The 23,776-nt window shown below is 64.4% G+C and carries 17 protein-coding genes; 11 read left to right on the forward strand and 6 right to left on the reverse strand.

The genetic code is table 11. The features are described 5' to 3' along the window. Window positions 1–18: 18 nt before the first annotated feature. From BLT86_RS09745 to BLT86_RS09765, 5 genes are all read right to left on the reverse strand, one after another. A complete protein-coding gene (locus BLT86_RS09745) occupies window positions 19–4,860 on the reverse strand; it encodes an NAD-glutamate dehydrogenase (protein ID WP_092376415.1) in 4,842 nt (1,613 codons plus the stop codon). Between the two features lie 281 nt (window positions 4,861–5,141). Next, the gene (locus BLT86_RS09750; protein WP_017679077.1) at window positions 5,142–6,446 is read right to left on the reverse strand and encodes a TRAP transporter large permease; all 1,305 of its coding nucleotides are present in this window, start codon (window positions 6,444–6,446) and stop codon (window positions 5,142–5,144) included. A gap of 58 nt (window positions 6,447–6,504) precedes the next feature. Further along, complete coding sequence (locus tag BLT86_RS09755; protein WP_017679076.1) at window positions 6,505–7,011, reverse strand: TRAP transporter small permease; 507 nt, start codon at window positions 7,009–7,011, stop codon at window positions 6,505–6,507. Window positions 7,012–7,077: 66 nt separating this feature from the next. Further along, entirely contained in the window at window positions 7,078–8,055 is a 978-nt protein-coding gene (locus BLT86_RS09760; protein ID WP_017679075.1) for a TRAP transporter substrate-binding protein, read from the reverse strand. 210 nt (window positions 8,056–8,265) lie between these two features. Next, window positions 8,266–9,210 carry a LysR family transcriptional regulator gene (locus tag BLT86_RS09765; RefSeq protein ID WP_017679074.1) on the reverse strand — a complete coding sequence of 315 codons (945 nt, stop codon included), beginning with the start codon at window positions 9,208–9,210 and terminating at the stop codon, window positions 8,266–8,268. A 271-nt stretch (window positions 9,211–9,481) separates the two neighbouring features. Here BLT86_RS09765 and BLT86_RS09770 point away from each other — a divergent pair, with 271 nt between their 5' ends. Beyond that, window positions 9,482–10,705 (forward strand): OprD family porin, encoded by a 1,224-nt coding sequence (locus BLT86_RS09770; protein WP_017679073.1) that lies wholly within the window; start codon window positions 9,482–9,484, stop codon window positions 10,703–10,705. A 140-nt stretch (window positions 10,706–10,845) separates the two neighbouring features. Then, window positions 10,846–12,729 (forward strand): methyl-accepting chemotaxis protein, encoded by a 1,884-nt coding sequence (locus tag BLT86_RS09775; RefSeq protein ID WP_017679072.1) that lies wholly within the window; start codon window positions 10,846–10,848, stop codon window positions 12,727–12,729. A gap of 50 nt (window positions 12,730–12,779) precedes the next feature. On the opposite strand, the gene BLT86_RS09780 is transcribed toward BLT86_RS09775, so the two are convergent. Further along, window positions 12,780–13,721: a TRAP transporter substrate-binding protein gene (locus BLT86_RS09780; RefSeq protein ID WP_231976591.1), complete on the reverse strand. Its 942-nt coding sequence runs from the start codon at window positions 13,719–13,721 to the stop codon at window positions 12,780–12,782. A gap of 390 nt (window positions 13,722–14,111) precedes the next feature. On the opposite strand from BLT86_RS09780, the gene BLT86_RS09785 reads away from it, so the two are divergent. The 9 genes from BLT86_RS09785 (at window position 14,112) to BLT86_RS09825 (ending at window position 23,580) form a co-directional block, all read left to right on the forward strand. Further along, window positions 14,112–14,864 carry a 5-oxoprolinase subunit PxpA gene (locus tag BLT86_RS09785; RefSeq protein ID WP_017679070.1) on the forward strand — a complete coding sequence of 251 codons (753 nt, stop codon included), beginning with the start codon at window positions 14,112–14,114 and terminating at the stop codon, window positions 14,862–14,864. Beyond that, entirely contained in the window at window positions 14,861–15,574 is a 714-nt protein-coding gene (locus BLT86_RS09790) for a 5-oxoprolinase subunit B family protein (protein ID WP_017679069.1), read from the forward strand. Before BLT86_RS09785 ends, BLT86_RS09790 begins: the two co-directional genes overlap by 4 nt. Beyond that, window positions 15,571–16,500 (forward strand): 5-oxoprolinase subunit C family protein, encoded by a 930-nt coding sequence (locus tag BLT86_RS09795; protein ID WP_017679068.1) that lies wholly within the window; start codon window positions 15,571–15,573, stop codon window positions 16,498–16,500. The genes BLT86_RS09790 and BLT86_RS09795 overlap by 4 nt, the downstream gene beginning before the upstream one ends. A 193-nt stretch (window positions 16,501–16,693) precedes the next feature. Then, window positions 16,694–17,653, forward strand: a complete 960-nt coding sequence (locus BLT86_RS09800; RefSeq protein WP_017679067.1) for an AAA family ATPase — start codon at window positions 16,694–16,696, stop codon at window positions 17,651–17,653. A 100-nt stretch (window positions 17,654–17,753) separates the two neighbouring features. After that, window positions 17,754–18,701 (forward strand): DUF58 domain-containing protein, encoded by a 948-nt coding sequence (locus BLT86_RS09805; protein ID WP_075748576.1) that lies wholly within the window; start codon window positions 17,754–17,756, stop codon window positions 18,699–18,701. Further along, window positions 18,698–19,192, forward strand: coding sequence for a DUF4381 domain-containing protein (locus BLT86_RS09810; RefSeq protein WP_092376418.1), 495 nt, complete (start codon window positions 18,698–18,700; stop codon window positions 19,190–19,192). The genes BLT86_RS09805 and BLT86_RS09810 overlap by 4 nt, the downstream gene beginning before the upstream one ends. Continuing rightward, window positions 19,185–20,189 (forward strand): vWA domain-containing protein, encoded by a 1,005-nt coding sequence (locus tag BLT86_RS09815; protein ID WP_074856742.1) that lies wholly within the window; start codon window positions 19,185–19,187, stop codon window positions 20,187–20,189. The genes BLT86_RS09810 and BLT86_RS09815 overlap by 8 nt, the downstream gene beginning before the upstream one ends. Continuing rightward, window positions 20,186–21,943, forward strand: coding sequence for a VWA domain-containing protein (locus BLT86_RS09820; protein WP_092376421.1), 1,758 nt, complete (start codon window positions 20,186–20,188; stop codon window positions 21,941–21,943). The genes BLT86_RS09815 and BLT86_RS09820 overlap by 4 nt, the downstream gene beginning before the upstream one ends. Continuing rightward, window positions 21,940–23,580 (forward strand): BatD family protein, encoded by a 1,641-nt coding sequence (locus BLT86_RS09825; protein WP_092376424.1) that lies wholly within the window; start codon window positions 21,940–21,942, stop codon window positions 23,578–23,580. The genes BLT86_RS09820 and BLT86_RS09825 overlap by 4 nt, the downstream gene beginning before the upstream one ends. The last annotated feature ends 196 nt before the right edge of the window (window positions 23,581–23,776 follow it).

Genomic DNA, 23,776 nt, shown 5'->3' on the forward strand with positions numbered 1-23,776 from the left:
TTTATTTCAGCGCACGGCTCAGGCGCTTTGCGCCAGGTCCATCAGTTCGCGGTTGGCCACCGCGTACATGGCGTAGTCGGTGCCGGTCGCCGAACGCAGCTCGGTCAGCATCGCCTTCCAGCGGTCGACCAGGCGTTGATGCTGGTCAAGCCACAGGGCCACGCGCGCTTCGATTTCCTGCGGACCATCGGCCATCTGCAGCACCGACACGGTGATCGCACGCTGTTGCCAGTCCAGATCATCACGGAAGGCTTCGCGGGCCAGCGCCTGCCAGTTGTTCTCCACCGGCAGACTGGTGATCTGCTGCAGGTACCAGGACAGCTCCAGGGAGCCGCCCACGGCGAAGTAGGCAGTCGCCACTTCACTGGCATCCTTGCCGGTGACGTCCGCTGCTTCGATGATCGGCAGCAAGGTGTACAGATGGCTGGTGCCGGCGACCACGCGGGCCAGCTCTTCCGGCGTACCGGCCTCGACGAAGCTCTGGTAGCGCGCCAGCCACTGCTCACGGGCCGGGCCCTCGAGCAGTTCGTCCAGACGGCCGACCAGCGCTTCGATACGCGGTGCAAAATGCGCCACGTCGCGCGCAGCGTCCAGCTCGTTACGGCGGCTACGCAGGAACCAGCGAGTAGCGCGGCGGCCAAGGCGCATCAGCTCGTCCATCAACTGCAGTTGCAGTTCGGCCGGGACCTTGTAGTCCAGCGCCTCGATCTGCGCCCACCAGTGCGGCAAGCGGAACAGGTCACGCACGATGACGTAGGCGCCAGCGACGTTGGCCGCGCTCATGCCGGTGGACTCCTTCAGGCGCTGCACGAAGGTGATGCCCATGTGGTTGACCAGGTCGTTGGCGATCTGCGTGCTGACGATTTCGCGCTTGAGGCGGTGACGGCGCATGGCGTCGCCGAACTTCTCGGTGAGGATCGCCGGGAAGGCGGTTTCCATCTCGCGCGCCAGGTACTCATCGTCCGGCACCAGGGACTTGAGCAGCGACTCCTTGAGGTCGATCTTGCTGTAGGAGATCAGCACCGACAGCTCTGGCCGGGTCAGGCCCTGGCCGTTGGTGGCGCGCTCGTTCAGTTCTTCGTCCGAAGGCAGGAACTCCAGGGCGCGGTCGAGCTTGCCGGCGCTTTCCAGCGCGTTCATCAGGCGCTTGTACTCGCCGACACGCTCGCGGGCGCGGCGCTCGGCCAGCGACAGCGCCTGGGTCTGCTTGTAGTTGTTGCCCAGTACCAGCTCGGACACATCGTCGGTCATCTCGACCAGCAGCTTGTTGCGCTGCTTCTCGGTCATGTCACCGCCGGACACGATCTCGCCGAGTAGGATCTTGATGTTCACCTCGTGGTCGGAGCAGTCCACGCCACCGGCGTTGTCGATGAAGTCGGTGTTGCTGGCGCCGCCATGCAGGCCGAATTCGACGCGGCCGAGCTGGGTCATGCCCAGGTTGCCGCCCTCGCCCACCACCTTGGCGCGCAGTTCACGGCCGTCCACGCGCAGCGCGTCGTTGGCCTTGTCGCCGACGTCGGCGTGGCTCTCCTTGCTGGATTTGACGTAAGTGCCGATGCCGCCGTTCCACAGCAGGTCGACCGGAGCCTTGAGCAGCGCGTTGAGCAGCTCGGTAGGCGCCAGCTTGTCGGCAGCGATGTCGAAGCGCGCCTTCATCTGCGGGGTGATGGCGATGCTCTTGGCGCTGCGCAGGAAGATGCCGCCGCCGTCGGAAATCAGCTTGGCGTCGTAATCGGCCCAGCTCGAACGCGGCAGCTCGAACAAACGCTTGCGCTCGACGAAGCTCTTGGCGGCGTCCGGGTTCGGGTCGATGAAGATATGCATGTGGTTGAAGGCCGCTACCAGCTGCAGGCTTTCCGACAGCAGCAAGCCATTGCCGAATACGTCGCCGGCCATGTCGCCGATGCCGATCACGGTGACATTGTCCTTCTGCACGTCGATGCCGCGCTCGCGGAAGTGACGCTGCACCGAAACCCAGCCGCCCTTGGCGGTGATGCCCATGCCCTTGTGGTCGTAGCCGGCCGAGCCGCCGGAGGCGAAGGCGTCACCGAGCCAGAAGTCATATTCGGCGGCGATGCCGTTGGCGATGTCGGAGAAGGTCGCGGTGCCCTTGTCCGCCGCCACTACCAGGTAGGGGTCATCGGCGTCGTGGCGCACCACGTTCTGCGGCGGTACTACCTCGCCTTCCTTGAGGTTGTCGGTAATGTCGAGCAGGCCGCTGATGAAGATGCGGTAGCAGGCGATACCCTCGGCCATCACCTCGTCACGCGAACCGCCGACCGGCATCTTGCGCGGTACGAAGCCGCCCTTGGCGCCCATCGGCACGATCACCGCGTTCTTCACCTGCTGCGCCTTGACCAGGCCGAGCACCTCGGTGCGGAAGTCCTCTTCACGATCCGACCAGCGCAGGCCGCCGCGAGCGACGTCACCGAAGCGCAGGTGCACACCTTCGACGCGCGGGCTGTAGACGAAGATCTCGAACTTCGGCACCGGCCGTGGAATCTCCGGGATCAGGCGCGGGCTGAGTTTGAAGCTGAAATAGGACTTGGCCGCGCCGCTGGCATCGGCCTGGAAGAAGTTGGTGCGCAGGGTGGCTTTGATCAGGTCCAGATAACGACGCAGGATGCGGTCTTCGTTGAGCACGGCGACGTTGTCCAGCGCGGCGAGGATGGCCTGTTCGAGCTTCTGCTGCTTGTCTTCCAGATCCTCGGCGGTGAGCTTGCGCGCGAGGTAAAAACGGGTGCGGAACAGGCGCACCAGCTCCTTGGCGATATTGGCGTGGTTGATCAGGGTCGCAGCGATATAGCTGAGGTCGAAGCCCAGGCGGATCTGCTTCAGGTAGCGCGCGTAGGCACGCAGCAGCGCCACTTCACGCCAGGGCATGGCGGCGGTCAGCACCAGGCGGTTGAACGCATCGTTCTCGGCATCGCCGCCGACGATGTGAATGAAGGCGTCCTGAAGGGTGTCGTTGAGCTGCTGGATGTCGACGTCCAGGCCTTCGGCGTAGGTGAAGGCGAAGTCGTGGATCCAGAATTCGCGGCCGTCATTGCGGCGCAGCTTGTAGGGGAACTCGCCAAGCACGCGCAGGCCGAGGTTCTCCAGAATCGGCAGCACGTCGGACAGCGGCAGCGGTGTATCGGCGTGATACAGCTTGCAGTGCAGTTGCTGCCCTGTCTGGGCCAATGGCTGGTAGAAGCTCATCACCAGCGGTTTGTCGTTGCTCAGGCTGAGCAGGTGCTGCATGTCCACCACTGCCGAGTGCGGGGCGAAACGCTCGCGGTAACCGGCCGGGAAGCCGCCGGGGAATTCCGCCAGGACGTTGGTGCCCTGGGCTTCGCCGAGGCTTTCGACCATCAGGCTGGCGTAGTCGTCCTTCCACGAACGGCAGGCCTGGATGACTTCCTTCTCCAGAAGCACGGGGTCGATCTGGGTCTTGTTCTTCGGGTCGACGCGCAGGATGAACTGCACGCGTGCCAGCACCGACTCGGAGAAGAAGGTCCAGAACTCGCAATCGGTGGCCTGCAGACGCTCCATCAGCACCTGCTGGATCTTCATCCGGGTTTCGGTGGAATAGACGTCGCGCGGCACGTAGGCCAGGCAGTAGCAGAAGCGGCCGTAGGGATCGCGACGCAGGAACACGCGAATCTTGTTGCGCTCCTGAATCTGCACGATGGACAGCGCGGTGTTGAACAGGTCGTCCACCGGGGTCTGGAACAGGTCGTCACGCGGCAGCACTTCCAGCACCTGAGCCAGTTCCTTGCCCAGGTGAGCACTGCTGTCGAAGCCCGAACGCTGCTTGATCACGTCCACCTTGCGGCGGATGTAGGGAATATTCCATACGCTCTCGGCATACACCGCCGAGGTGTACAGGCCCATGAAGCGGCATTCCTTGACCACGTTGCCCTTGGCATCGAGCTCGCGGATGGAGACGAAATCCGGATAGGCCGGCCGATGCACACGGCTCGGCACTGCAGCCTTGGCGAAAGACAACAGCTGCGGCTCGCGCAGGTAAGCCACCGCCTCAGGCTCAATGTGCAGCTCCTCGGCGGACAAGCCGGTGCGCAGGCGCTTGGACAGGCCGAGCAGGGATTTCTCGTCGTAGACGATGCTGCCGCCATCGGCGGTCGGCACGACGGTGAATTCCTCGTAGCCGAGGAAGGTGAAGTGGTTGTCCAGCAACCAGTTCAGGTAGATCTTGATTTCATCCAGTTCGGCCTTGTCCACCTTGAGCTTGGCGCGATCCAGCCAGGCCAGCAGCTCGCGTGCCTTGGCCTTCATCGGCTGGAAGTCGGCGACGCTCATGCGCACGTCACTGAAAACTTCGTGAATGGCCCTCTCCAGGGTTTTCAGTTCGGCGGAGCTGGAGCAGCGGTCGATTTCCAGGAACATCAGCGCTTCCTGCAGCACGCCCTCGCCCTGGGTACCACGCGGCAGGATCTCCAGCAGCTGGCCATTCTTGTCGCGGCGCACGCTGAACACGCTGTTCTGCAGGGTGTGGATGCTGTAACCATGGCGATTGAGTTCCATGCGCACCGAGTCGACCAGGAACGGGATGTCGCCATGCAGGATTTCCACCGCCGTGTGGGTGGACTGCCAGCCGTGCTTCTCGTAATCGGGGTTGAAGGTGCGCACCTGCGGCTTGGCGTGATCGAAATGCTCCAGCATGTGCCAGGCCGACAGGGTGCAGCCGACCAGGTCGGACAGACGCCGCTGGGTCAACTCCTCGAGGGCGATGATGCCGAAGAACTGTTCGGCGAATAGGGCTACTTGTGGCAGCGCCTGCTCACTCACGTGCTGTGCCAGGGCCGCTTGCAGTTGGTGCTGGAAGTCGGCTTTGCTGGCCGCCGTAAAGAACGCCATGGTTTTGCTCCATTGGGCTGGTGGTTCGACAGGAGGTCTGGATCGCTGTCGTGAGGTGTTAGTTCAACGTTAGTCCATGAAGCGACGATGACACTTGCGAGTCGCATGCGGACCGGCGTGAAGGGAGCGACCGACTGGTCACATATAGCCAGCGAGCTTAACGAGGGATGGCCCGCAACCGCTTGCGGCGCTGCGACATTTTCTTTCAAGGCTGCACCGGCACGGTGCAAAAAGAAAAGCCTTGGCCCGCCAGCGGAGCGCGAGCGGGCCAGGGAGAGAGATCAGGTGCCGCGCATCGCTTGGGGCAGCGCCAGTACGATCTGCGGGAACAAGGTGATCAGGATCGCCGCCAGCACCAGCAGGAGGAAGAACGGAAAGCTGGCACGCGCCACCGCGCCCAGGTTGCGCCCGGTGAGGTTCTGGATGACGAACAGGTTGAAACCCACCGGCGGGGTGATCTGCGCCATTTCCACCACCAGGATGACGAAGATGCCGAACCACAGCAGATCGATCCCGGCAGCCTGCACTGCCGGCAGAATCACTGCGGTGGTCAGCAGGATGATCGAGATACCGTCGAGGAAGCAGCCCAGGGCAATGAAGAACAACGTCAGCGCCAGCAGCAACAGGTATGGCGACAGCTGTTTGGCGATGATCCAGTCGGCCAGCGCCGCCGGCAGGCCGGTGAAGCTCATGGCCGAGGTCAGGTACGCCGCGCCGAGCAGGATGAAGAAGATCATGCACGAGGTGGACACCGCGCCCATCAGGCTGGCCATGAAGGTTTCGCGAGTCAGCGCCCCCGAGACCAGCGCGATCAGCAGCGCACCGACCACCCCCACAGCCGCTGCCTCGGTGGCCGTGGCGATGCCGCCGTAGATCGAACCGATCACCGCGACGATCAGCCCTAGTACCGGAATCAGCAGTTTGGCTCGGCGCAGTTTGTCCATGAACGGCAGGCGCTCGCCCTCCTCCGGCAGCTTGCTGCGATTGCAGGCAGACCAGAGCATCAGGTAGCCGCTGAAGATCGCCAGCAGCAGCAGGCCCGGCAGAATGCCGGCGATGAACAGGCGCGAGATCGATACCTGCGCCGCCACGCCATAGACAATCATCATGATCGACGGCGGAATCAGCAAACCGAGCGTGCCGGCACCGGCCAGCGAGCCCATGGCGATGGATTCCGGGTAGCCGCGCGACTTCAGCTCGGGCAGAGAGATACGGCCGATGGTGGCAGCGGTGGCAGCGGAAGAGCCGCTGACCGCGGCGAACAGGCCGCAGCCGAACACGTTGACGTGCAACAACCGCCCCGGCAGGCCCCGCATCCACGGCGCCAGGCCATTGAACATGTCTTCGGAAAGTCGGGTGCGATAGAGAATCTCGCCCATCCAGATGAACAGCGGCAGCGCCGTCAATGTCCAGCTGGCGCTGGAAGCCCAGCTGGTGGAGGCGAGAATCGAGCCGGCCGGCGCACCGCCGAACAGCTCCATGCCGATGATGCCAACGCCGAGCAACGACAGGGCAACCCAGACGCCGCCGCCAAGCAGCACGAACAGCGCCAGCAGCAGGGTGATTGTAATGATTGTGTAGTCCACGGGTTCACTCACGAATGCAGTGCGGCGCTGGCCGCAATTAAAGGTCGAGCCAGCGGGCTCACTCGCTCATCGCCGTACCGGCTTCGGCAGCTTCGAAGCGCTTGCCCTGGCAGGTCAGCACCAGGCGCTCGGCCATCGCCACCACCAGAATCAGCGTGCCCAGCAGCATCGGCAGCTGTGGCAGCCACATGGGAATCGGCAACAGGCCGGACGACACCTCCTTGAACTCGTAGGACTCCAGAACGAACAACGCGCAGTACCAGGCCATATAGGTAGCGATCCCCAAACCGACCAGCGTGGCCAATACATCGACCACACGGCGACCGCCAGCGGGCAGCAGACGCAACAGCAGTTCCACACGGATGTGCGCGCCACGTTGCAGGGCGTAGGGCAAGGCGAGAAAGCCCGATGCGGCCATCGCGTAGGCGGCGAACTCATCGGCGGCGGGCACCATGGTGCCCAGTTGGCGGGCGACGATCTGCGCCACGACCAGCATACAGATCAGGACGAGAAACACGCCGGACAACCATCCGGACAGGGTGTAGAGCTTGTGCAGTGGGGTCATTAACAACGGGCTCCCTGGTCAAGCCACGAGAAAAGCCCGCCGCAACCAGTGCGGCGGGCAGCAGAATCACGGCTGGTAGGTGTCGAGAATCGCCTTGCCATCGGCACCAGCACGCTTGAGCCACTCATCGGTCATGCTCTGGCCGATCTGCTCGAAGCCGCTCTCTACCGCCGCCGGGGCTTGCTCGGATACCTGCATGCCATTGTCGGCCAGGGTCTTGACCAGCTCACTGGTCTTTTCCTGGGCAATCGCCCAGCCACGTTTTTCGGCACGCTCAGCGGCAGCCAGCACGGCAGCCTGAGTCGCTTCCGGCAGGCGGGCGAAGGCACGCGCGTTGACGATGACGAAGTTCTTCGGAATGAACGCCTTGACGTCATAGTAGTAGGAGGAGAAGTCCCAGGCCTGGGAGTCCACACCGGTGGTCGGCGAGGTGAGCATGCCGTTGATCATGCCGGTGCTGAAGGCTTGCGGTATTTCGCCGGTCTGGATCACGGTCGGCACTGCGCCCATCAATTCGGTCATGCGCGAAGTGGCCGGGTTGTAGGCACGAAACTTCATACCCTTGAAGTCATCCATGCTCGCGATCGGCGTCTTGGTGAAGATGCTCTGCGGCGACCAGGGCATGGCGTACAGCAGCTTGATGCCCTGCTTGGCCAGGCGCTCTTCCACAGCCGGGCGGCTCGCGTCCCACAGGGCCTGGGCCTGCTCGTAGTTGCGCACCAGAAACGGCACGCTGTCGATTTCGAAGATCGGATCTTCGTTACCCAGTACCGACATCAGCACGTCACCCACCTGCACCTGGCCGGTCTGTACGGCACGTTTGACCTCGGGGCGCTTGAACAGCACCGAGTTGGCGTGCACGCGAATAAGCAGTTCGCCGTTACTGGCTTTCTCCACATCCTGCGCGAACTCCTTGGCCACGGTGGTGATGAAGTTGCCATCGGGGTTCTCGGCGGTCATGTTCCAGCGCTCGGCGGCCTGGGCACCGAAGCCCAGTGCGCAAGCCAGAGCGGTAATGGCGAAACGCGATGCGATGCTTTTCATGGTGCTCTCCTGTTCATTGTTTTTTGTGCGCCGCAAGGCGCGGCTGGAAGACGATTTCGAGTCTCAGCGCATCGCACTACCCTGTCCAACTAGAAAAACCGGAGGCGCATGATCGGAAATCGTTATGGGATGAAAAGGGGCGTTTTCGCGACAAATGCACCAGCAGCGGGCAGCCGTTTCCGGGCCCGCAGACCAGCGAATGGAAGTTAATCAGGCGCTTTGCTGTTCCGGCGCTGGCGCGACTCGCGCCATGCAGGCCTCGCCCATTTCCTCGGCGTAGACGTCCAGTGCTTCGCAGGCCAGGGCGATGATGTCTTCACTGAGTTCCAGGCCCACGCCTGTACGCCAGGTGGCTACCACCGGCAAGGGCGGCGGCTCGGGAACCTCGTCGAGAATGGTCAGCAGGCCTTGCTTGAGTTCGTCATGTACCAGCGCTGGCGGCAGCGCGCCGATACCGAAACCGTCGCGCACCAGACGCGTCATCGCGGCGATGGAGTTGACGCAATTGATGCGTGGCGCACTGACGCTGCCGGCATGCAGCAGGTTGAGAATGTCCTGATGCGGCCGCGAATTCTTCGAGAAGGTGATGATGCGCTCACGTGCCAGCTCCTCCATCGAGGCGTAGCAGCGGTGGTACAGCGAACCGGTCGGGACGATCCAGCGCACCGGAAAGGCAGCCAGTTCCAGATTGCGCACGCTGTCGCCGTTGACCATGTCGGTCTGGAACACGATATCCAGATAGCCCTTGAGCAATTGCTCGTTGAGGTTGCGTGCGGTGTCGGCCGTCAGCTCGATCTCCACCGCGGGGTAGCGCTCCATCACCCGTGTTACGAACGGACTCAACCAGGTGTGAATGACGGTATCCATAGCCCCGACGCGAATACGCCCCTGAATGTTGCCGGTATCGCTGATCGACTGCTTCAAGGCCTGCATGGTGTCGATCATGCGCTCGGCATATTCGAGCACCTTCTGCCCTTCCGGGGTCAGCGATACGCCCTTGGAATCACGCAGGAAAAGACGCGTGCCGAGTTCATCCTCGAGCGCAGCGATGCGGCTGGAAATGGACGCCTGGGTGCTGAACAGCTTCTCGGCTGTCAGGCGGAAGCTCTTGAGCCGTGCCACCCAGACGAAGGTCTCGAGAAATCTCAAATTCATGCCGTAACGCCTCTTCGCAATGTTCTTCTCAGGGGCTGATTTGCAGCGCCCACGCAGCCTCAGGCGTAGCAGGTTGTATGCCAGAGGTTTTTCGCCCAGCCGATGAATTTTCCTATCGCTGGCCCCCTGTTTTTTCTCGTTGGACGCAGCCGAACAACGCTTTGAAGAATGGCGCCGCGCTCTGCGCAGACCACAACAACATCATTCAAAACGCGCTCTGCCAAGCAGCCGCTCTCGTCGGCTGCGCGCTCCCAACAGGAGACACTGCACCATGAAACCCCATTACCCATTGGCATCCGCGCTGCTGCTCGGCAGCGGCCTGCCAACCCTCGCGCATGCCGATTTCATCGCTGACAGCAAGGCCAGCGTCGAGATGCGCAACTTCTACTTCAACCGTGACTTCCGCCAGAGCGGCGCCCGTGACAAGGCCGAGGAATGGGCGCAGGGCTTTCTGCTGCGCATGGAGTCCGGATACACCGAGGGCACCGTCGGTTTCGGTATCGATGCATTGGGGATGCTCGGTGTGAAACTCGACTCCGGTGACGGCACCGCTGGCAGCGGCCTGCTCCCGGCCGATGGCTCCGGCGGCTCGCAGGATGAGTACTCCAAGCTCGGCCTGACCGCCAAAGTGAAGGTATCCAACAGCACACTGAAAGCTGGCGCCCTGCACTTTCGCAGCCCGATCGTCTCGGCCAACGATTCACGCCTGCTGCCGCAGACCTTCCAGGGAGCACTGCTGAATGTTCAGGAAATCGACAACCTGACCCTGCAGGGCGGCAAGATCAACCGGATCAAGGCCAACAGCTCCACCGACTACACCGAGATGAGCGGCAACCGCATCGGCGGCAACAGCGACTCCTTCGTGTTCGGCGGCGGCGAGTACAAGATCACCCCGCAACTGACCGCCGGCCTGCACTACGGCACCCTCGAGGATATCTACCAGCAGTACTACGGCACGCTGGTGCACGTACTGCCGCTGGGCGATGGCCAGTCGTTCAAAACCGACCTGCGCTACTCGCAAAGCCGCGAGGACGGCAACTTCCGTGACCTCGACAACAAGGCCTTCGGCGCCATGTTCACCTACAGCCTGGGTGGCCACGCCGTCGGCGCCGGCTACCAGCGCATGAGCGGTGACGATCCGTTCCCGTACATCGCCAGCAGCGACCCGTTCCTGGTCAACTTCGTGCAGATCAACGACTTTGCCAACGTCGAGGAGCGCTCCTGGCAGGTGCGCTACGACTACAACTTCGCCAGCATCGGCATCCCCGGCCTGACCTTCATGACCCGCTACATCTCCGGCGACAACGTCGAGGTCGCCGGCCGCAGCAGCGAAGGCAAGGAATGGGAACGCAATACCGATATCGCCTACGTGGTGCAGAACGGTCCGCTGAAGAACCTGGGGCTGAAATGGCGTAACGCCACCGTTCGCTCCAATTTCGGCAACGATCTCGACGAGAACCGCCTGATTCTCAGCTACACCCTGGCGCTCTGGTAAGCACTTCAACCCGATGACGGGGCCATCACGGCCCCGTTTGCATTTCTCGGGAAGCAAGAAGGCCATAGACTTTTAATCAAGTTGTATGACAACTTGCCGACTCCTGAGAATCATCCTGAAGAAGATGGCGAGGCGTTATCGTGAGCTTTTTACTGTCCTGGCAACAAAAATTCCGCGCCCTTATCGCGCTCACCCTGATCAGCCTGATCTTGATGGCGGCCGCTTCGTTATGGGCCAACCATCGCGTCAGCAGCGCATTACAGGCGAGGGAACAGGCGGCAGCCTATGCCAGCGCCAGTACCCAGTTGATGAACCACTGGTGGCAACAGAACGCACTGCGCCAACAGATCACCCCCGACCTGCAGGCAGCGTTCGACAGCGGTCTCAATGAGCTGCAAGAACTCATCGGACAACTGTTGACGCAAGCCCAGGCACTGGAAGACGACGCCACCTTGCAACACGCCCAGCAGATCCAGGCCGTGCTGCTCGAGGAACTGGCCCAGCAGCGCCAGTGGCTGAGCCTCAATCAGGCCCTGGGCCTGACGCCTTTCGAGGGCCAGCGCAAAACATTGACGGAAAAAGGCAAGGCGTTGGAAGCGATCAGCTTCGACCTGATCAAACCTTTCATTACCAGCGCTCTGAGCAGCCAGCGTGACTATCTGTCGACCTTCGACCCGGCGTTCGCCCAGATTGCCCTGACGGCGATCGGTAAGCTGCAGGAGCAGATCGCGGATCTCGAATGGCAGGACACGCCGATCGGCAAGAACGTGCAGGGCTACGCCCAGGCGTTCACTGATATCCATGGCAACATCGAGCGCATCAACGCGACCAATCAGCGCCTGCGCCAACTGGGCGAGCAACTGCAGACGCGCATCGACGAACAAGCGCAGGCGCTGCAGAGCGGCCTGTTGTTGCGCCGCACCCAGGAAGCCGAGCAGGCCCGCCTGTCCGCACTGTGGATGATGGGGCTGAGCTTCCTCGCCGTTGCCGCCCTGCTCTGCTTCACCCTGTTGCAGGCTTCACGCACCCTGGTCAGCCGCCTGCGCAACGTCATTCAGTTGCTCACTCAGGTCGCCTCCGGCGATCTCACCGGCAAGCTGCCGGTGGGCAGCAATCCGCGTGACGAATTCAACCAGCTGGCCGACGCCGCCAACCGCATGATCCAGGGCATCGGCGGTATCGTTGCCGAAGTGGTGCGCGCCAACGGCGAGCTGAGCCGCCTGCACCATCACCTGGGCGATGCCATGCGTCAGTTGGGTGACAACAGCACCCAGGTGGAAATGCAGACCGAGCAGGCCGCCTCGGCCTCGCACCAGATCAGCGCCACCCTCAACGACATGGCGCAGCGCACGGCGCAAGTCGGCACCGCCACCACCAGCGCCTACGATGCCGCGCGTAACGGCGGCGAAGTGATCGCCGCCAGCGTCGACAGCATGAGTCGCCTGGCGCAGCTGATTCAGGACACCCACAGCCAGGTCGATGCCCTCGGCCAGAGCAGCGCGCGGGTCAGCGGTATCGTCGATGTGATCAACAGCCTCGCCGATCAGACCAACCTGCTCGCCCTCAACGCGGCAATCGAGGCGGCAAGAGCCGGTGACGCCGGCCGCGGCTTCTCGGTGGTCGCCGATGAAGTGCGCTCGCTGGCGCAGAAGACGGTCTCGGCAACCACCGACATCAGCGCCATCGTCGGTGAGTTCCAGCAACAGACCCGGCACATGCACCAGCTGATGAGCAACGGCCTGAACCTGGCTGCCGACAGCGAGCGACATGCTGCTCAGGTGGCCGACGCCATCAGCTCCATCACCTCGGCGATGGAGCGCCTGACCGGCGAGATGAACCAGGTCGTGGTGGCCATCGAGGAAGTGTCCACCACCACCGAGGACATCGCCGACAAGATGGAAACCATCCACGTGCACACCGGGCAGAGCAAGGACCTGCGCCATACTCTGGGCGGCCATACCGAGGGGCTGTCATCCCAGGTCGATGCACTGGGACGTAGCGCCAGGCAGTTCCGACTGGCCTGAATGCAGTTAGAGCCCGGTCGCAATGCCGACCGGGCATTCGCGCAGGCGCTCTAACGTGACTGCCCGTCGAGATACGCCTCGATGATCTGCGCATGCTCATCGCCGGCACGCGCCAGCCACTCCTCGGTAATCTGCTGACCGACTTCGGTCAGCTCCCGGCGCAATTGCGGGTCAATGTCCTGCACCACAGTCATGCCGTGCCTGGCGAGCATCCGCGTCTGATAACCGGTCAAGGCCCAGGATAACTCCCACCCTGCCCGCTCGGCCCGTTCACCGGCATGCAGCAAGGCGCTGCGCTGGGCCTCGGGTAGACGCTGGAAGGCACGCTCGTTGACGATGACGATGTTCTTCGGGATGAAGGCGCGTACGTCATAGAAATGCGAGACGAAGTCCCAGGCGCGCAGGTCCATGCCTGTCGCACTGGAGGTGAGCATGATGTCCACCTGACCGTCGCGGAAGGCCTGCGGTACGTCCTCGGTATTGATGGTCGTCGGTTGCGCATGAAGTAAATGGGCCAGACGCGAGATGGTCGGGTTGTAACTGCGAAAACGCAGATCGCGAACATCCTCCGCAGCCTGCAACGGGCGATTGCTGAACAGGCTCTGCGCCGGCCACGGCACTGCGTAAACGAGGCGCACGCCATCGGCCAGCAGGCGTCGCTCCACCGCCTCACGGCTCACCGCCCAGAGCTTGCGCGCCTGCTCGTAGTCGGTGGCGAGAAACGGCAGGCTGTCCAGCTCGTAGATCGGATCTTCATTGCCCAGGGCAGACATGAACACATCGCCGATCTGAATATCGCCGCGGGTTACCGCAGGCTTGACCTCAGGGCGGCGATACAGGGTGGAGTTGGGGTGAACGCGTATGTTCAGCTGGCCATTGGTGGCCTGGCGAACATTCCTGGCAAACTCCACCGCTACACGGCTGATGAAATTGCCGGCCGGCTGTTCCACCGACATCGACCAGCGTTCGCTGCCGTGTACGGGTAAAGCCATGGGTAGAGCGACAAGCAAGGCGCAGAGCGCGGACAGACAGGGTGCGGTCTTCACTGGGGTTCCCCCGTAGACTGGTAGCCAGGTACTGAGTCGACTCGAAAGGAACGCAAAAGCCCCCGGGTACGGGAGACACCGGGGGTGCACCAGAACGGCGCCAAGGAGCGTTCACCCGACTCACTGTCGAGCGCGACGGTCGGCACTGTCCAACGGGAAAAACCGGCGTGTGGCGATCAGAAAATCCGATGTCCGACACCATCAGCTTTTCCTATCTCCGGCGGATGTTTTTATTAGTTGGACGCCTCTGGGCGACGCCGGAAAAATGAGGCCAACTCCCAGAACAGCTCAAAGCTGTCCGGCCATATCCATGCACCTCATGATTAGGATGCTCACTTGAACAGCCTGCTTTTGAATTGCGACATCGGCGAAAGCTTCGGCGCCTGGACCATGGGCCTGGACGCCGAGGTCATGCCCTATATCGACTGCGCCAACATCGCCTGCGGTTTCCACGCTTCCGACCCCAGCGTGATGCGCAAGACCGTGGCCCTGGCCGTGACCCACGATGTACGCATCGGTGCACACACCGCTTACCAGGATCTGGTCGGTTTCGGCCGCCGCTCGATGGACTGCACGCCGCAGGAAGTCGAAGACCTGATGCTCTACCAGATCGGTGCACTGGAAGGCATTTGCCGCAGCCAGGGCACCCGTGTCAGCTACGTCAAACCTCACGGCGCGCTGTATCAGGACATGATGCGCAAGCCCGCCACCCTGCGCGCGGTGATGAGCGCCGTGGCCAAGTACGACCGCCAGTTGCCGCTGATGCTGATGTGCACCCGTGACAACAGCGCAGCCCAGGTACTGGGCGACGAATTCGGCCTGACCCTGTGGTTCGAAGCCTTCGCCGACCGCGCCTACGACGCCGCCGGTTTCCTGGTCAGCCGCAGCCTGCCGGGGGCCGTGCATCACGACAGCGAGGTGATCGTCAGCCAGGCAGTCACCCTGGCGCGTGGCGAGGCCCTGCAGGCCAGCGACGGCAGCGTACTGCACCTGGCCGCGCAGACGCTGTGCGTGCATGGCGACAACGCCAGTTCGGTGGCTGCCGTGCAACGCATCCGCCAGGCCTTCGACAGCCTGGTTCAGGCATGAAGGCGCCCAACGCCCGGCTGGAAGTCGCCGGCATCGATAGTGTGATCCTGCGCCTGTTCGACTTTATTGATGAAGCCAACATGCCGTGGATGCTGGCCGCACGCACGCGCCTGCAGGAAGTGTTCGGCGGCGCGCTGATCGACCTCGTCCCCTCCTACACCACGCTGTTGCTGCACTACGACCTGTGCCAGCTCGATAGCGAGCAGGCACGAGCGAAGGTCGCCGAAGCACTCGATGGCTTGCAGCCTGCCGATCTGCAAGGCGGTCGCGAACACCAGTTGCCCACCTGGTACGACCGCAGCGTCGGCCCGGAGCTGCAACTGCTGGCCCGGCGCAGCGGGCTCAGCGAGGCCGAGGTGATCGCCCGACACAGCGGCCATGCCTATCAGGTATTCGCCCTGGGTTTCGCGCCCGGCTTCGCCTTCATGGGGCTGGTCGAGGAAATCCTCGCCGCGCCGCGCCTGAGCACACCACGCAAGCGCATCGCCGCCGGCAGCGTCGGCATCGCCGAACGGCAGACGGCCGCCTACCCGGTGGTTTCGCCCGGTGGCTGGAACCTGATCGGGCGCACGCCGAGCCGCCTGTTCGGCAGCGACATCGAAGGCTACAGCCTGCTGCAACCCGGTGATCGGGTGCGTTTCGTGCCCATCGAGCGCGCCGAATTCATCCGCCTGGGTGGCGACGACAGCCCGCTGGAGGCCAGCCAATGAGCGCTATCGATGGCGGCCTGCGCGTATTGCGCAGCAGCCCGTTCATTCAACTGCAGGATGCTGGCCGCTTCGGCGTACGCCACCTCGGCGTGACCCAGTGCGGCGCCCTGGACTGGATCGCCCATCGCTGGGCCAACTGGCTGCTGGGCAACCCGCTGACTGCCGCTGTGGTGGAGATCACCCTGGGCAACGCCGAGTTCGAATGCCGCCGTGACGCCACACTGGCGCTGACCGGTGCCGACCTCGGCGCGCGTCTGGACGAGCAGCCGCTGGCGCCGTGGCGCAGCTTCGAGGTGCGCCAGGGCCAGCGTCTGAGCTTCGCCCAGCCGCGCCAGGGCGCGCGCGCCTATCTCGCAGCGCCAGGTGGATTCCAGGCGCCGCTGGTGCTGGGCAGTTGCGCCAGCATGCTACGTGAAGGCCTTGGTGGCCTGCAGGGCGATGGCCGCGCCATCTCTGTCGGCGATGCTCTGGGCTGGACCGGTAGCACCAGCGCAACGCGGCAGATGCCCGCCGAGTTCATTCCCGAGTATCAGGATGCGCCGCGCCTGCAGTTGGTGTTGGGTGCGCAGATCGGTGACTTTCGCGGCCAGAGCCTGTTCGACGCCTTCAACAGCCAATGGCTGATCGATCAGCGCGCCGACCGCATGGGCATTCGTCTCAACGGCCCGCAGCTGCAATGCCAGCGCAGTTCGATGATCTCCGAAGGCATCCCGCTGGGCGCCGTGCAGGTGCCGCCGGATGGCCAACCGATCATCCTGCTCAACGACCGCCAGACCATCGGTGGCTACCCGCGTCTCGGCGCGCTGACGCCACAGGCCGTGGCTCGGCTGGCGCAATGCCTGCCGGGGCAGACCATACAGCTTGCTCCCACCACGCAGGACAGCGCCCTGCTCACCCAGCGCCGGCTCCTGGCGCAGTGGCAATAGCGTCGCACCTGGCTGCATGACCCGCCCTCGTCGACGGCGGGTCATTTCAGCGCTGGCGACATCCCTCGCATTTCTGTTGCCAGACTGTTCATGACCCGCGCCGCACATAGCGGCCGAAGCCGCAAATGCATTAAAGTCGGCGGTCTGCACGCGCGGCAGTAAAAGCCCGCCCATCCGCCAGAAGAGCCCGACGATGGAACACCGTGAAGCGCTGGTCGCATTACGCCAATTTCTCTCCACCCAGATTCTCGGCCAGGAAAAGCTCATCGAGCGCCTGCTGATCGCCCTGCTCGCCGACGGCCATCTACTGGTCGAAGGCGCCCCTGGTCTGGCCAAGACCAAGGCGATCAAGGAACTGGCCGAAGGCATAGAAGGCGAGTTCCATCGCATCCAATTCACCCCCGATCTGCTCCCGGCGGACATCACCGGCACCGAGATCTACCGTCCGGAAACCGGCAGCTTCGTGTTCCAGCAGGGGCCGATCTTCCACAACCTGGTGCTGGCCGACGAGATCAACCGTGCCCCGGCCAAGGTGCAATCGGCGCTGCTCGAAGCCATGGCCGAGCGCCAGGTGTCGGTGGGCCGCAGCACCTACGACCTGTCGCCGCTGTTTCTGGTCATGGCCACGCAGAACCCCATCGAGCAGGAAGGCACCTACCCACTGCCGGAAGCGCAGCTCGACCGTTTCCTGATGCACGTGAAGATCGGTTTTCCCGACGCGGCGGTGGAGCGCAAGATTCTTGCCCAGGCTCGTGGCGATGCGCTCAACGGTGAGGCCAAGCCCGAGCACCGGGTCAGCCAGCAGGCGGTGTTCGCCGCGCGCAAGGAAATTCTCGGCCTGTACATGGCCGATGCCGTGGAGGAGTACCTGGTGCAACTGGTGATGGCCAGCCGCACCCCGGCCAAGTTCGACGCCGAGCTGGCCGACTGGATCGCCTATGGCGCCAGCCCGCGCGGCTCCATCTCCCTCGACCGTTGCGCCCGCGCCCACGCCTGGCTGGCCGGGCGCGACTTCGTCAGCCCGGAAGATATCCAGGCGGTGCTGTTCGACGTGTTGCGCCATCGCATCATCCTCTCCTTCGAGGCGGAAGCCTCGGGCGTCGATCAGGACCGCGTGATCCAGCGCATCCTCGACGTGGTGGCGGTGGCTTGATGCAGCCGCGCACCATGCGCCTGTCCCACGTAGCCCGGATGCAATCCGGGGCTGATCACGCTGCCTCCCCGGATTGCATCCGGGCTACGGGCTGAAGCCCATGCAAACCCCGGCCAGCCAACCCGGCATCCATATCGCCCTCGGCGAGCTGATCGACATGCGCCACAAGGTGCATGAAGTGCCGCTGTTCTCCACCCCGGCTCGGCGCAGCCCGCTGATCGGCCTGCACCACTCCAAGTTGCGCGGTCGCGGCGTGGACTTCGACCAGGTGCGCGTTTATCAGCCGGGCGACGACGTGCGCACCATCGACTGGCGCGTCACCGCACGCACCCAGGAGCCGCACACCAAGCTGTTCCATGAGGAGCGCGAGCGCCCCATCTTCATCATCGCCGAGCAGAGCCAGCGCCTGTTCTTCGGCTCCGGCCAGTGCTTCAAGTCGGTGCTGGCCGCGCGTGCTGCAGCGCTGATCGGCTGGGCCGCACTGGGCCACAACGACCGCATCGGCGGCCTGGTGTTCGCCGACAACGAACATCACGAAGTGAAACCCCGGCGCAGCAAGCAGAGCCTGCTGCAACTGCTCAATCTGCTGGCCCGTGCCAACCAGGCGCTCGGCCCGGAGAGCCAGGCCAACACGGGCCGCGACAACTTCGGCCTGGCCCTGCGCCGCGCTCGTGAAGTACTACGCCCAGGCAGCCTGGTGATCGTGCTGTGCGACGAACGCGCCCTCAGCGATAACGCCGAACAGCAGCTGACACTGCTCGCGCGCCACACCGATCTGTTACTGCTGCCGCTGTCCGACCCGCTCGACCACGCCCTGCCCGCCGCCGGCCTGCTGCGCTTTACCCAGAACGGCGCTCAGCTGGAGCTCGACAGCCACAATGGTGACCTGCGCCAGGCCTACCGCACCCAGGCTCAGGCCCGTGAAGCGCGCTGGCAGCGTCTGGCGCAGAAGCTCGGCGTGCCGCTGCTGCCGCTGAGCACCCAGTTCGAACTGGTCGAGCAATTGCAGGAGCAACTCAGCGCCCTGCATTCGAGAAAGTCGCTATGAACCCCATCGACCAGTTGCAGCCGCTGATCGACCCGCCCCCCGTACACTGGTGGCCGCCGGCTCCGGGCTGGTGGGTGCTGGCCGTGCTGCTGCCGGTGCTCGGCTGGGCACTGTGGCGTTTGCTACGCAACTGGCGCCGGCCTACGCCCAAAGTGGCGGCCGAGCAGACACTCGACCCACTGCGTCAGGCCGCGCTCGATGAGCTGGCACGCTTGAGCAAACCCTATGACGGCGCCCCGGCAGGCCCCTGGCTACAGCAGCTCAACGCCCTGCTCAAGCGCCTGTGCCGCGAACGCTATCCTGAGAGCGCCAGCCACACCCTGAGCAGCCGCGCCTGGCTGGCGTTTCTCGACAACCGCTGCCCGGCAGCCGGCCTGACCCGCTGGATGATCCTCGTCGATGGCGGCTACAGGCCGCAGTGCACCCTGAGCGACAAGGCCATCGTGGAGCTCGATCAGGCCATCGCCATCTGGATTCGCAAGCATGTTTGAGTTCGCCTGGCTCTGGGTCTTTCTGCTCGCGCCGCTGCCCTGGCTGCTGCGCCTGCTGCTGCCTCCAGCCGACAGCGGCGATGCGGCGCTGCGCGTCGGCTTTCTCGACGAATTGCAGGCCCTGAGCGGGCGCCGCGCCCGCGCCGCACTGCCCAGTTGGCGCCAACAAGCACCGCTGGCGCTGCTCTGGTTTCTGCTGCTGTGCGCCGCCGCACGGCCGCAGTGGGTCGGCGAACCGCTGCCGCTGCCGGCCAGCGGCCGCGACCTGCTGCTGGCGGTGGATGTCTCCGGCTCCATGGATTACGCCGACATGCAGTGGGACGACGAGCCCATCAGCCGCCTGGAACTGGTCAAGCGCCTGCTCGGCGATTTCATCGAAGGCCGCCGTGGCGATCGGGTCGGCCTGATCCTGTTCGGCAGCCAGGCCTATCTGCAGGCACCGCTGACCTTCGACCGTCACACGGTGCGCACCTGGCTGGACGAAGCCATGATCGGCATCGCCGGCAAGAACACCGCCATCGGCGATGCCATCGGCCTGGCGGTCAAGCGCCTGCGCCAGCGCCCGGCGCAGAGCCGCGTGCTGGTGCTGATCACCGACGGCGCCAACAACGGCGGCGAGATCGATCCGATGGTCGCCGCGCAACTGGCCGCCGATGAGGGCGTGCGCATCTATGCCATCGGCATCGGCGCCGATCCGCAGCAAAGCGGTGCATTCGGCAGCTTCGGCTTCAGCGCCCTGGATCTGGACGAAACCAGCCTGCGCGCGATCGCCGACGTCACTGGCGGTGAGTATTTCCGTGCACGCAATCAGGCCGAGCTGGAGCAGATCGAACTGACCCTCGACCGTCTCGAGCCGGTCGCCCAGCAACCTACCCTCGCCCGCCCGGTCCTGGCCCTCTATCCCTGGCCGCTGGCGCTGGCGCTACTGGGCTCGCTGCTGCTGGTCGGTCAGGTACTGTGGCCCGAGCTGCTGCAGCGGCTGCGGAGGCGTACATGAGCCTGCTCTGGCCGGAATGGCTGCGCCCACTGTGGCTGCTGGCAGTGCCTGTGTTGGCCTGGCTGCTCTGGCGCCTGTGGCATCGCGAGCGCCAGAGCGGGCGCTGGCAACTCCTGTTACCAGCGGCCTTCCATCAGGCGCTGCTCAAGGGTGGCAGCGGCCGCTCCAGCAAGCTGCCCTGGCTGGCACTCGGCCTGGCCTGGCTGCTGGCCGTACTGGCGCTGCTCGGTCCCAGCTGGCAGCGCGTCGAGCAGAGCAACCAGAAGCCTGCCGATCCGTTGGTGGTGCTGCTCGAACTGACGCCGCAGATGCTCGCCACCGACGGTCGCCCCAACCGCCTGGAACAGACCCGGCGCAAGCTGCTCGATCTGCTCGAAGCGCGTCGCGATGCACAGACGGCGATCATCGTCTATGCCGGTAGCGCACACAGCCTGGTGCCGCTGTCCGATGACCTGGCCACCAGCCGTAATTTGCTCGAAGCGCTGAAGCCCTCGCTGATGCCCGAGCCGGGTCGCCGTGCCGACCTGGCCGTGGCCCGTGCACTGCAGCTGCTCGACCAAGCGCAGCTGGGCCAGGGTCGCCTGCTGCTGATCACCAGTGCCCTCTCTGAAGAGGAACGCAGCGGCATCCAGCAAGCGCTGCAAAAGCGCTCGGTACCATTGCTGATCCTCGGCGTGGGTAGTCGCGAAGGCGCGCCGGTGGTGCAGGAGGACGGCAGCTTCCTCAAGGATTCGCACGGCGCCATCCTGATTCCGCGCCTCGATGCGCGCGGCCTGCGTGAAACCGCTGAAGCCCATAGCGGCCGCTACGCAGCGAGCCGCCTGGACGACGAGGACCTGCGTCGCCTGGGCCTGCTCGACGGCCCGCAGGCCATGCGCGCAGCGGGTGAGCCGACACAGCTCGACAGCCATATCGACCAGGGCTACTGGCTACTGCTACCGCTGCTGTTGCTCGCCGCCTGCGCCGGTCGTCGCGGCTGGCTGTTCTGCCTGCCACTGCTGCTGATGCTGCCACCACAGAGCAGCCATGCCTTCGAACTCGACGATCTCTGGCTGCGCCCCGATCAGCAGGGCCAGCGCCTGCTTCAGGCGCAACGCCCGGCCGAGGCCGCGCAACGCTTCGTCGAGCCGCAGTGGCAAGGCAAGGCACTCTATGAGGCCGAGGATTATGCCGCCGCCGCAGAACGTTTCGCCAAGGGCGACAGCGCAGCCGATCATTACAATCGCGGCAATGCCCTGGCCAAGGCCGGCGAACTGGAGGCAGCGCTGGATGCCTATGAGCAGGCCCTGGAGCGCCAGCCGGAGCTGGCCGCGGCGCAGCACAACAAAGCATTGGTGGAACAAGCGCTACGTCAGCGCGAAAATCAGCAGCAATCCGGCGAGGGTGATTCGACCGAGCAGCAGGAACACGCCAACGAGCAGTCACAGCCGAATGAATCGCCGGCCGGCCAGCCCGCCGAGAGTACTGCCGCACAGCCTACCCAGCCGGGCAGTAGCGGTGAGAGCAGTGAAAACAGCGACGTACAGGGCAGCGCCAATGGCGCCGGGGAAGACACCCAGCCCAGCACCAGCAGTGAACTCCCGAGCGACGCCGAGCCCGTTGCGCCACCCCGCACGGCAGCCGATCTGGGCACGGCGGCGGAACGCCGACAGGCGCTGGAACAATGGCTGCGGCAGATCCCGGATGACCCGGCCGAACTGCTGCGGCGCAAATTCTGGTACGAACAGCAACAGCGTCAGGACTCGAATCAATGAAGCGTCTGGTCTTCCTGCTTCTTCTACTGCTCGCGGGGCAGGCCCATGCAGAGGGCTTTTTCGCCAGCGTCGACCGCACTCGCCTGAGCGAGGGCGAAACCGTGGTGCTGACGCTGGAGTCGACCGACCCGACCCGCTTCGGCCGACCCGACCTGAGCCCGCTGGATAAAGACTTCGAGGTACTTGGCAGCCGCCAGGTCAATCGCCTGAGCAGCATCGGCGATACGCCACGCGCCAGCACTCGCTGGATCCTGACCCTGCAGCCACGCCGCAACGGCGAGGTGACGATCCCGGCAATCCGCCTGGAAGACGCCGAAACCCTGCCGATCACGCTGAACGTCGAAGCAGCCGTCAGCGCCGGCAACGGCGAACAGCTGGCACCGGTATTCATCGATGCCAGCCTCGATCAGGACAACGTCTACGTTCAGGCCCAGGCCGTGCTGACCCTGCGCATCTACCACTCGGTGTCCATGTACGACGACAGCAGCCTGACGCCCCTGCGCATAGCGGATGCGCGTGTCGAGCAACTGGGCGAACCACGCACCTACGAGAAGAGCATTGGCGGCGTGCTGCACGGCGTGATCGAGCTGCAATACGCCATCTACCCGCAGCGCAGCGGACAACTGGTGATCCCGGGCCAGACCTTCAGCGCCACCCTGGTCGACCGCTCGCGCAACAATGATTTCCTGCCCTTCGGCCCCCGCACCGGCAAGGTCTCGCGGGTCAAATCACCGGACATTCCGCTGCAGGTCAAACCCAAGCCGGCCGATTACCCGGCTGACGCGCCCTGGCTACCGGCGCGTGCCCTGGGCCTGGCGGAAACCTGGAACCCGCAACCGGAGCAGAGCCAGGTTGGCGATTCCCTGACCCGCCGCCTGATTCTCAAGGTCGATGGCCTTTCCAGCGCCCAGCTGCCGCCATTGCCGGCAACCCAGGTCGACGGCCTGCGTCGCTACCCGGATCAGCCGCAAATGAGCGACCAGAAGAGCGAAACGGGCATCATCGGTACCCGCGAAGAACGCGAGGCGCTGGTACCCAATCGCAGCGGCAGTTTCGATCTGCCGCCCCTGGAAGTGCTGTGGTGGAACACCCAGACCGACACGCTGGAGCGCACCACCCTCTCCGCCCGTACGCTGCAGGTCGCGGAAAACCCGCAACTGCAGAACGATGAACAACCCAATACGCCGATGGTAACGACCCAGGTGATCGAGGGGCCGGAACTGTGGCCCTGGCAACTGGCCTGCGCAGTGCTGAGCCTGACCACGCTGCTCGGCTTCGGCTTGTGGTGGCATGCCCGCCGGCAACCGGCGATCCAGCGCGCGGCGCAGAGTGGCCCGAGCCCGCGCACGCTGCTCGACGACATCAAGCGTGCCTGCCAGGCCGGCGATGCCCAGGCCACTCGTCATGCACTCGACGCCTGGGCTCGCCAACAACCGGAAACCCTCGCCGATATGGCCGCACGCTACGTGCCGCTGTCGGACGCCCTGGACGGTCTCAACGGCGCGCTGTACAGCGAAGTTGGCCAGCAATGGCAAGGCGAGGAGCTGTGGAAGGCGATTCGCAACCTGCCCGCCGCACAGGAGCCAAGCGCAGCGCCGCAGGAAAGCAGCGCGCTGCCGCCGCTGTATCCGCGCTAGGCGTGCGATGGGCTTGCAGGATACGCCGCGCACCAATCGACCATGGCACTGTCCCCGCCAGAGGGTTCGCTCTGCCGTGGCCAGTAGCCGGGCATTCGCCCTGGCCGGTAGCCGCGAGACTTGGGCCTGGCATTGCGGATATGACTGTCGACGACGCCCCCCGGATTTCATCCGGGCTACACGGGGCTGAACATTG

Origin of the sequence: Pseudomonas sihuiensis (assembly GCF_900106015.1) — a bacterium.
Lineage (GTDB): Bacteria > Pseudomonadota > Gammaproteobacteria > Pseudomonadales > Pseudomonadaceae > Aquipseudomonas > Aquipseudomonas sihuiensis.

Excerpts from the sequence above, each read along its gene's own strand:
- BLT86_RS09765 (WP_017679074.1), bottom strand. The coding sequence starts at position 9,210 with ATGAATTTGAGATTTCTCGAGACCTTCGTCTGGGTGGCACGGCTCAAG.
- BLT86_RS09780 (WP_231976591.1), bottom strand. The coding sequence starts at position 13,721 with ATGGCTTTACCCGTACACGGCAGCGAACGCTGGTCGATGTCGGTGGAA.
- BLT86_RS09800 (WP_017679067.1), top strand. The coding sequence starts at position 16,694 with ATGGAACACCGTGAAGCGCTGGTCGCATTACGCCAATTTCTCTCCACC.
- BLT86_RS09815 (WP_074856742.1), top strand. The coding sequence starts at position 19,185 with ATGTTTGAGTTCGCCTGGCTCTGGGTCTTTCTGCTCGCGCCGCTGCCC.
- BLT86_RS09805 (WP_075748576.1), top strand. The coding sequence starts at position 17,754 with ATGCAAACCCCGGCCAGCCAACCCGGCATCCATATCGCCCTCGGCGAG.
- BLT86_RS09810 (WP_092376418.1), top strand. The coding sequence starts at position 18,698 with ATGAACCCCATCGACCAGTTGCAGCCGCTGATCGACCCGCCCCCCGTA.
- BLT86_RS09770 (WP_017679073.1), top strand. The coding sequence starts at position 9,482 with ATGAAACCCCATTACCCATTGGCATCCGCGCTGCTGCTCGGCAGCGGC.
- BLT86_RS09755 (WP_017679076.1), bottom strand. The coding sequence starts at position 7,011 with ATGACCCCACTGCACAAGCTCTACACCCTGTCCGGATGGTTGTCCGGC.
- BLT86_RS09760 (WP_017679075.1), bottom strand. The coding sequence starts at position 8,055 with ATGAAAAGCATCGCATCGCGTTTCGCCATTACCGCTCTGGCTTGCGCA.
- BLT86_RS09790 (WP_017679069.1), top strand. The coding sequence starts at position 14,861 with ATGAAGGCGCCCAACGCCCGGCTGGAAGTCGCCGGCATCGATAGTGTG.
- BLT86_RS09825 (WP_092376424.1), top strand. The coding sequence starts at position 21,940 with ATGAAGCGTCTGGTCTTCCTGCTTCTTCTACTGCTCGCGGGGCAGGCC.
- BLT86_RS09820 (WP_092376421.1), top strand. The coding sequence starts at position 20,186 with ATGAGCCTGCTCTGGCCGGAATGGCTGCGCCCACTGTGGCTGCTGGCA.
- BLT86_RS09795 (WP_017679068.1), top strand. The coding sequence starts at position 15,571 with ATGAGCGCTATCGATGGCGGCCTGCGCGTATTGCGCAGCAGCCCGTTC.
- BLT86_RS09745 (WP_092376415.1), bottom strand. The coding sequence starts at position 4,860 with ATGGCGTTCTTTACGGCGGCCAGCAAAGCCGACTTCCAGCACCAACTG.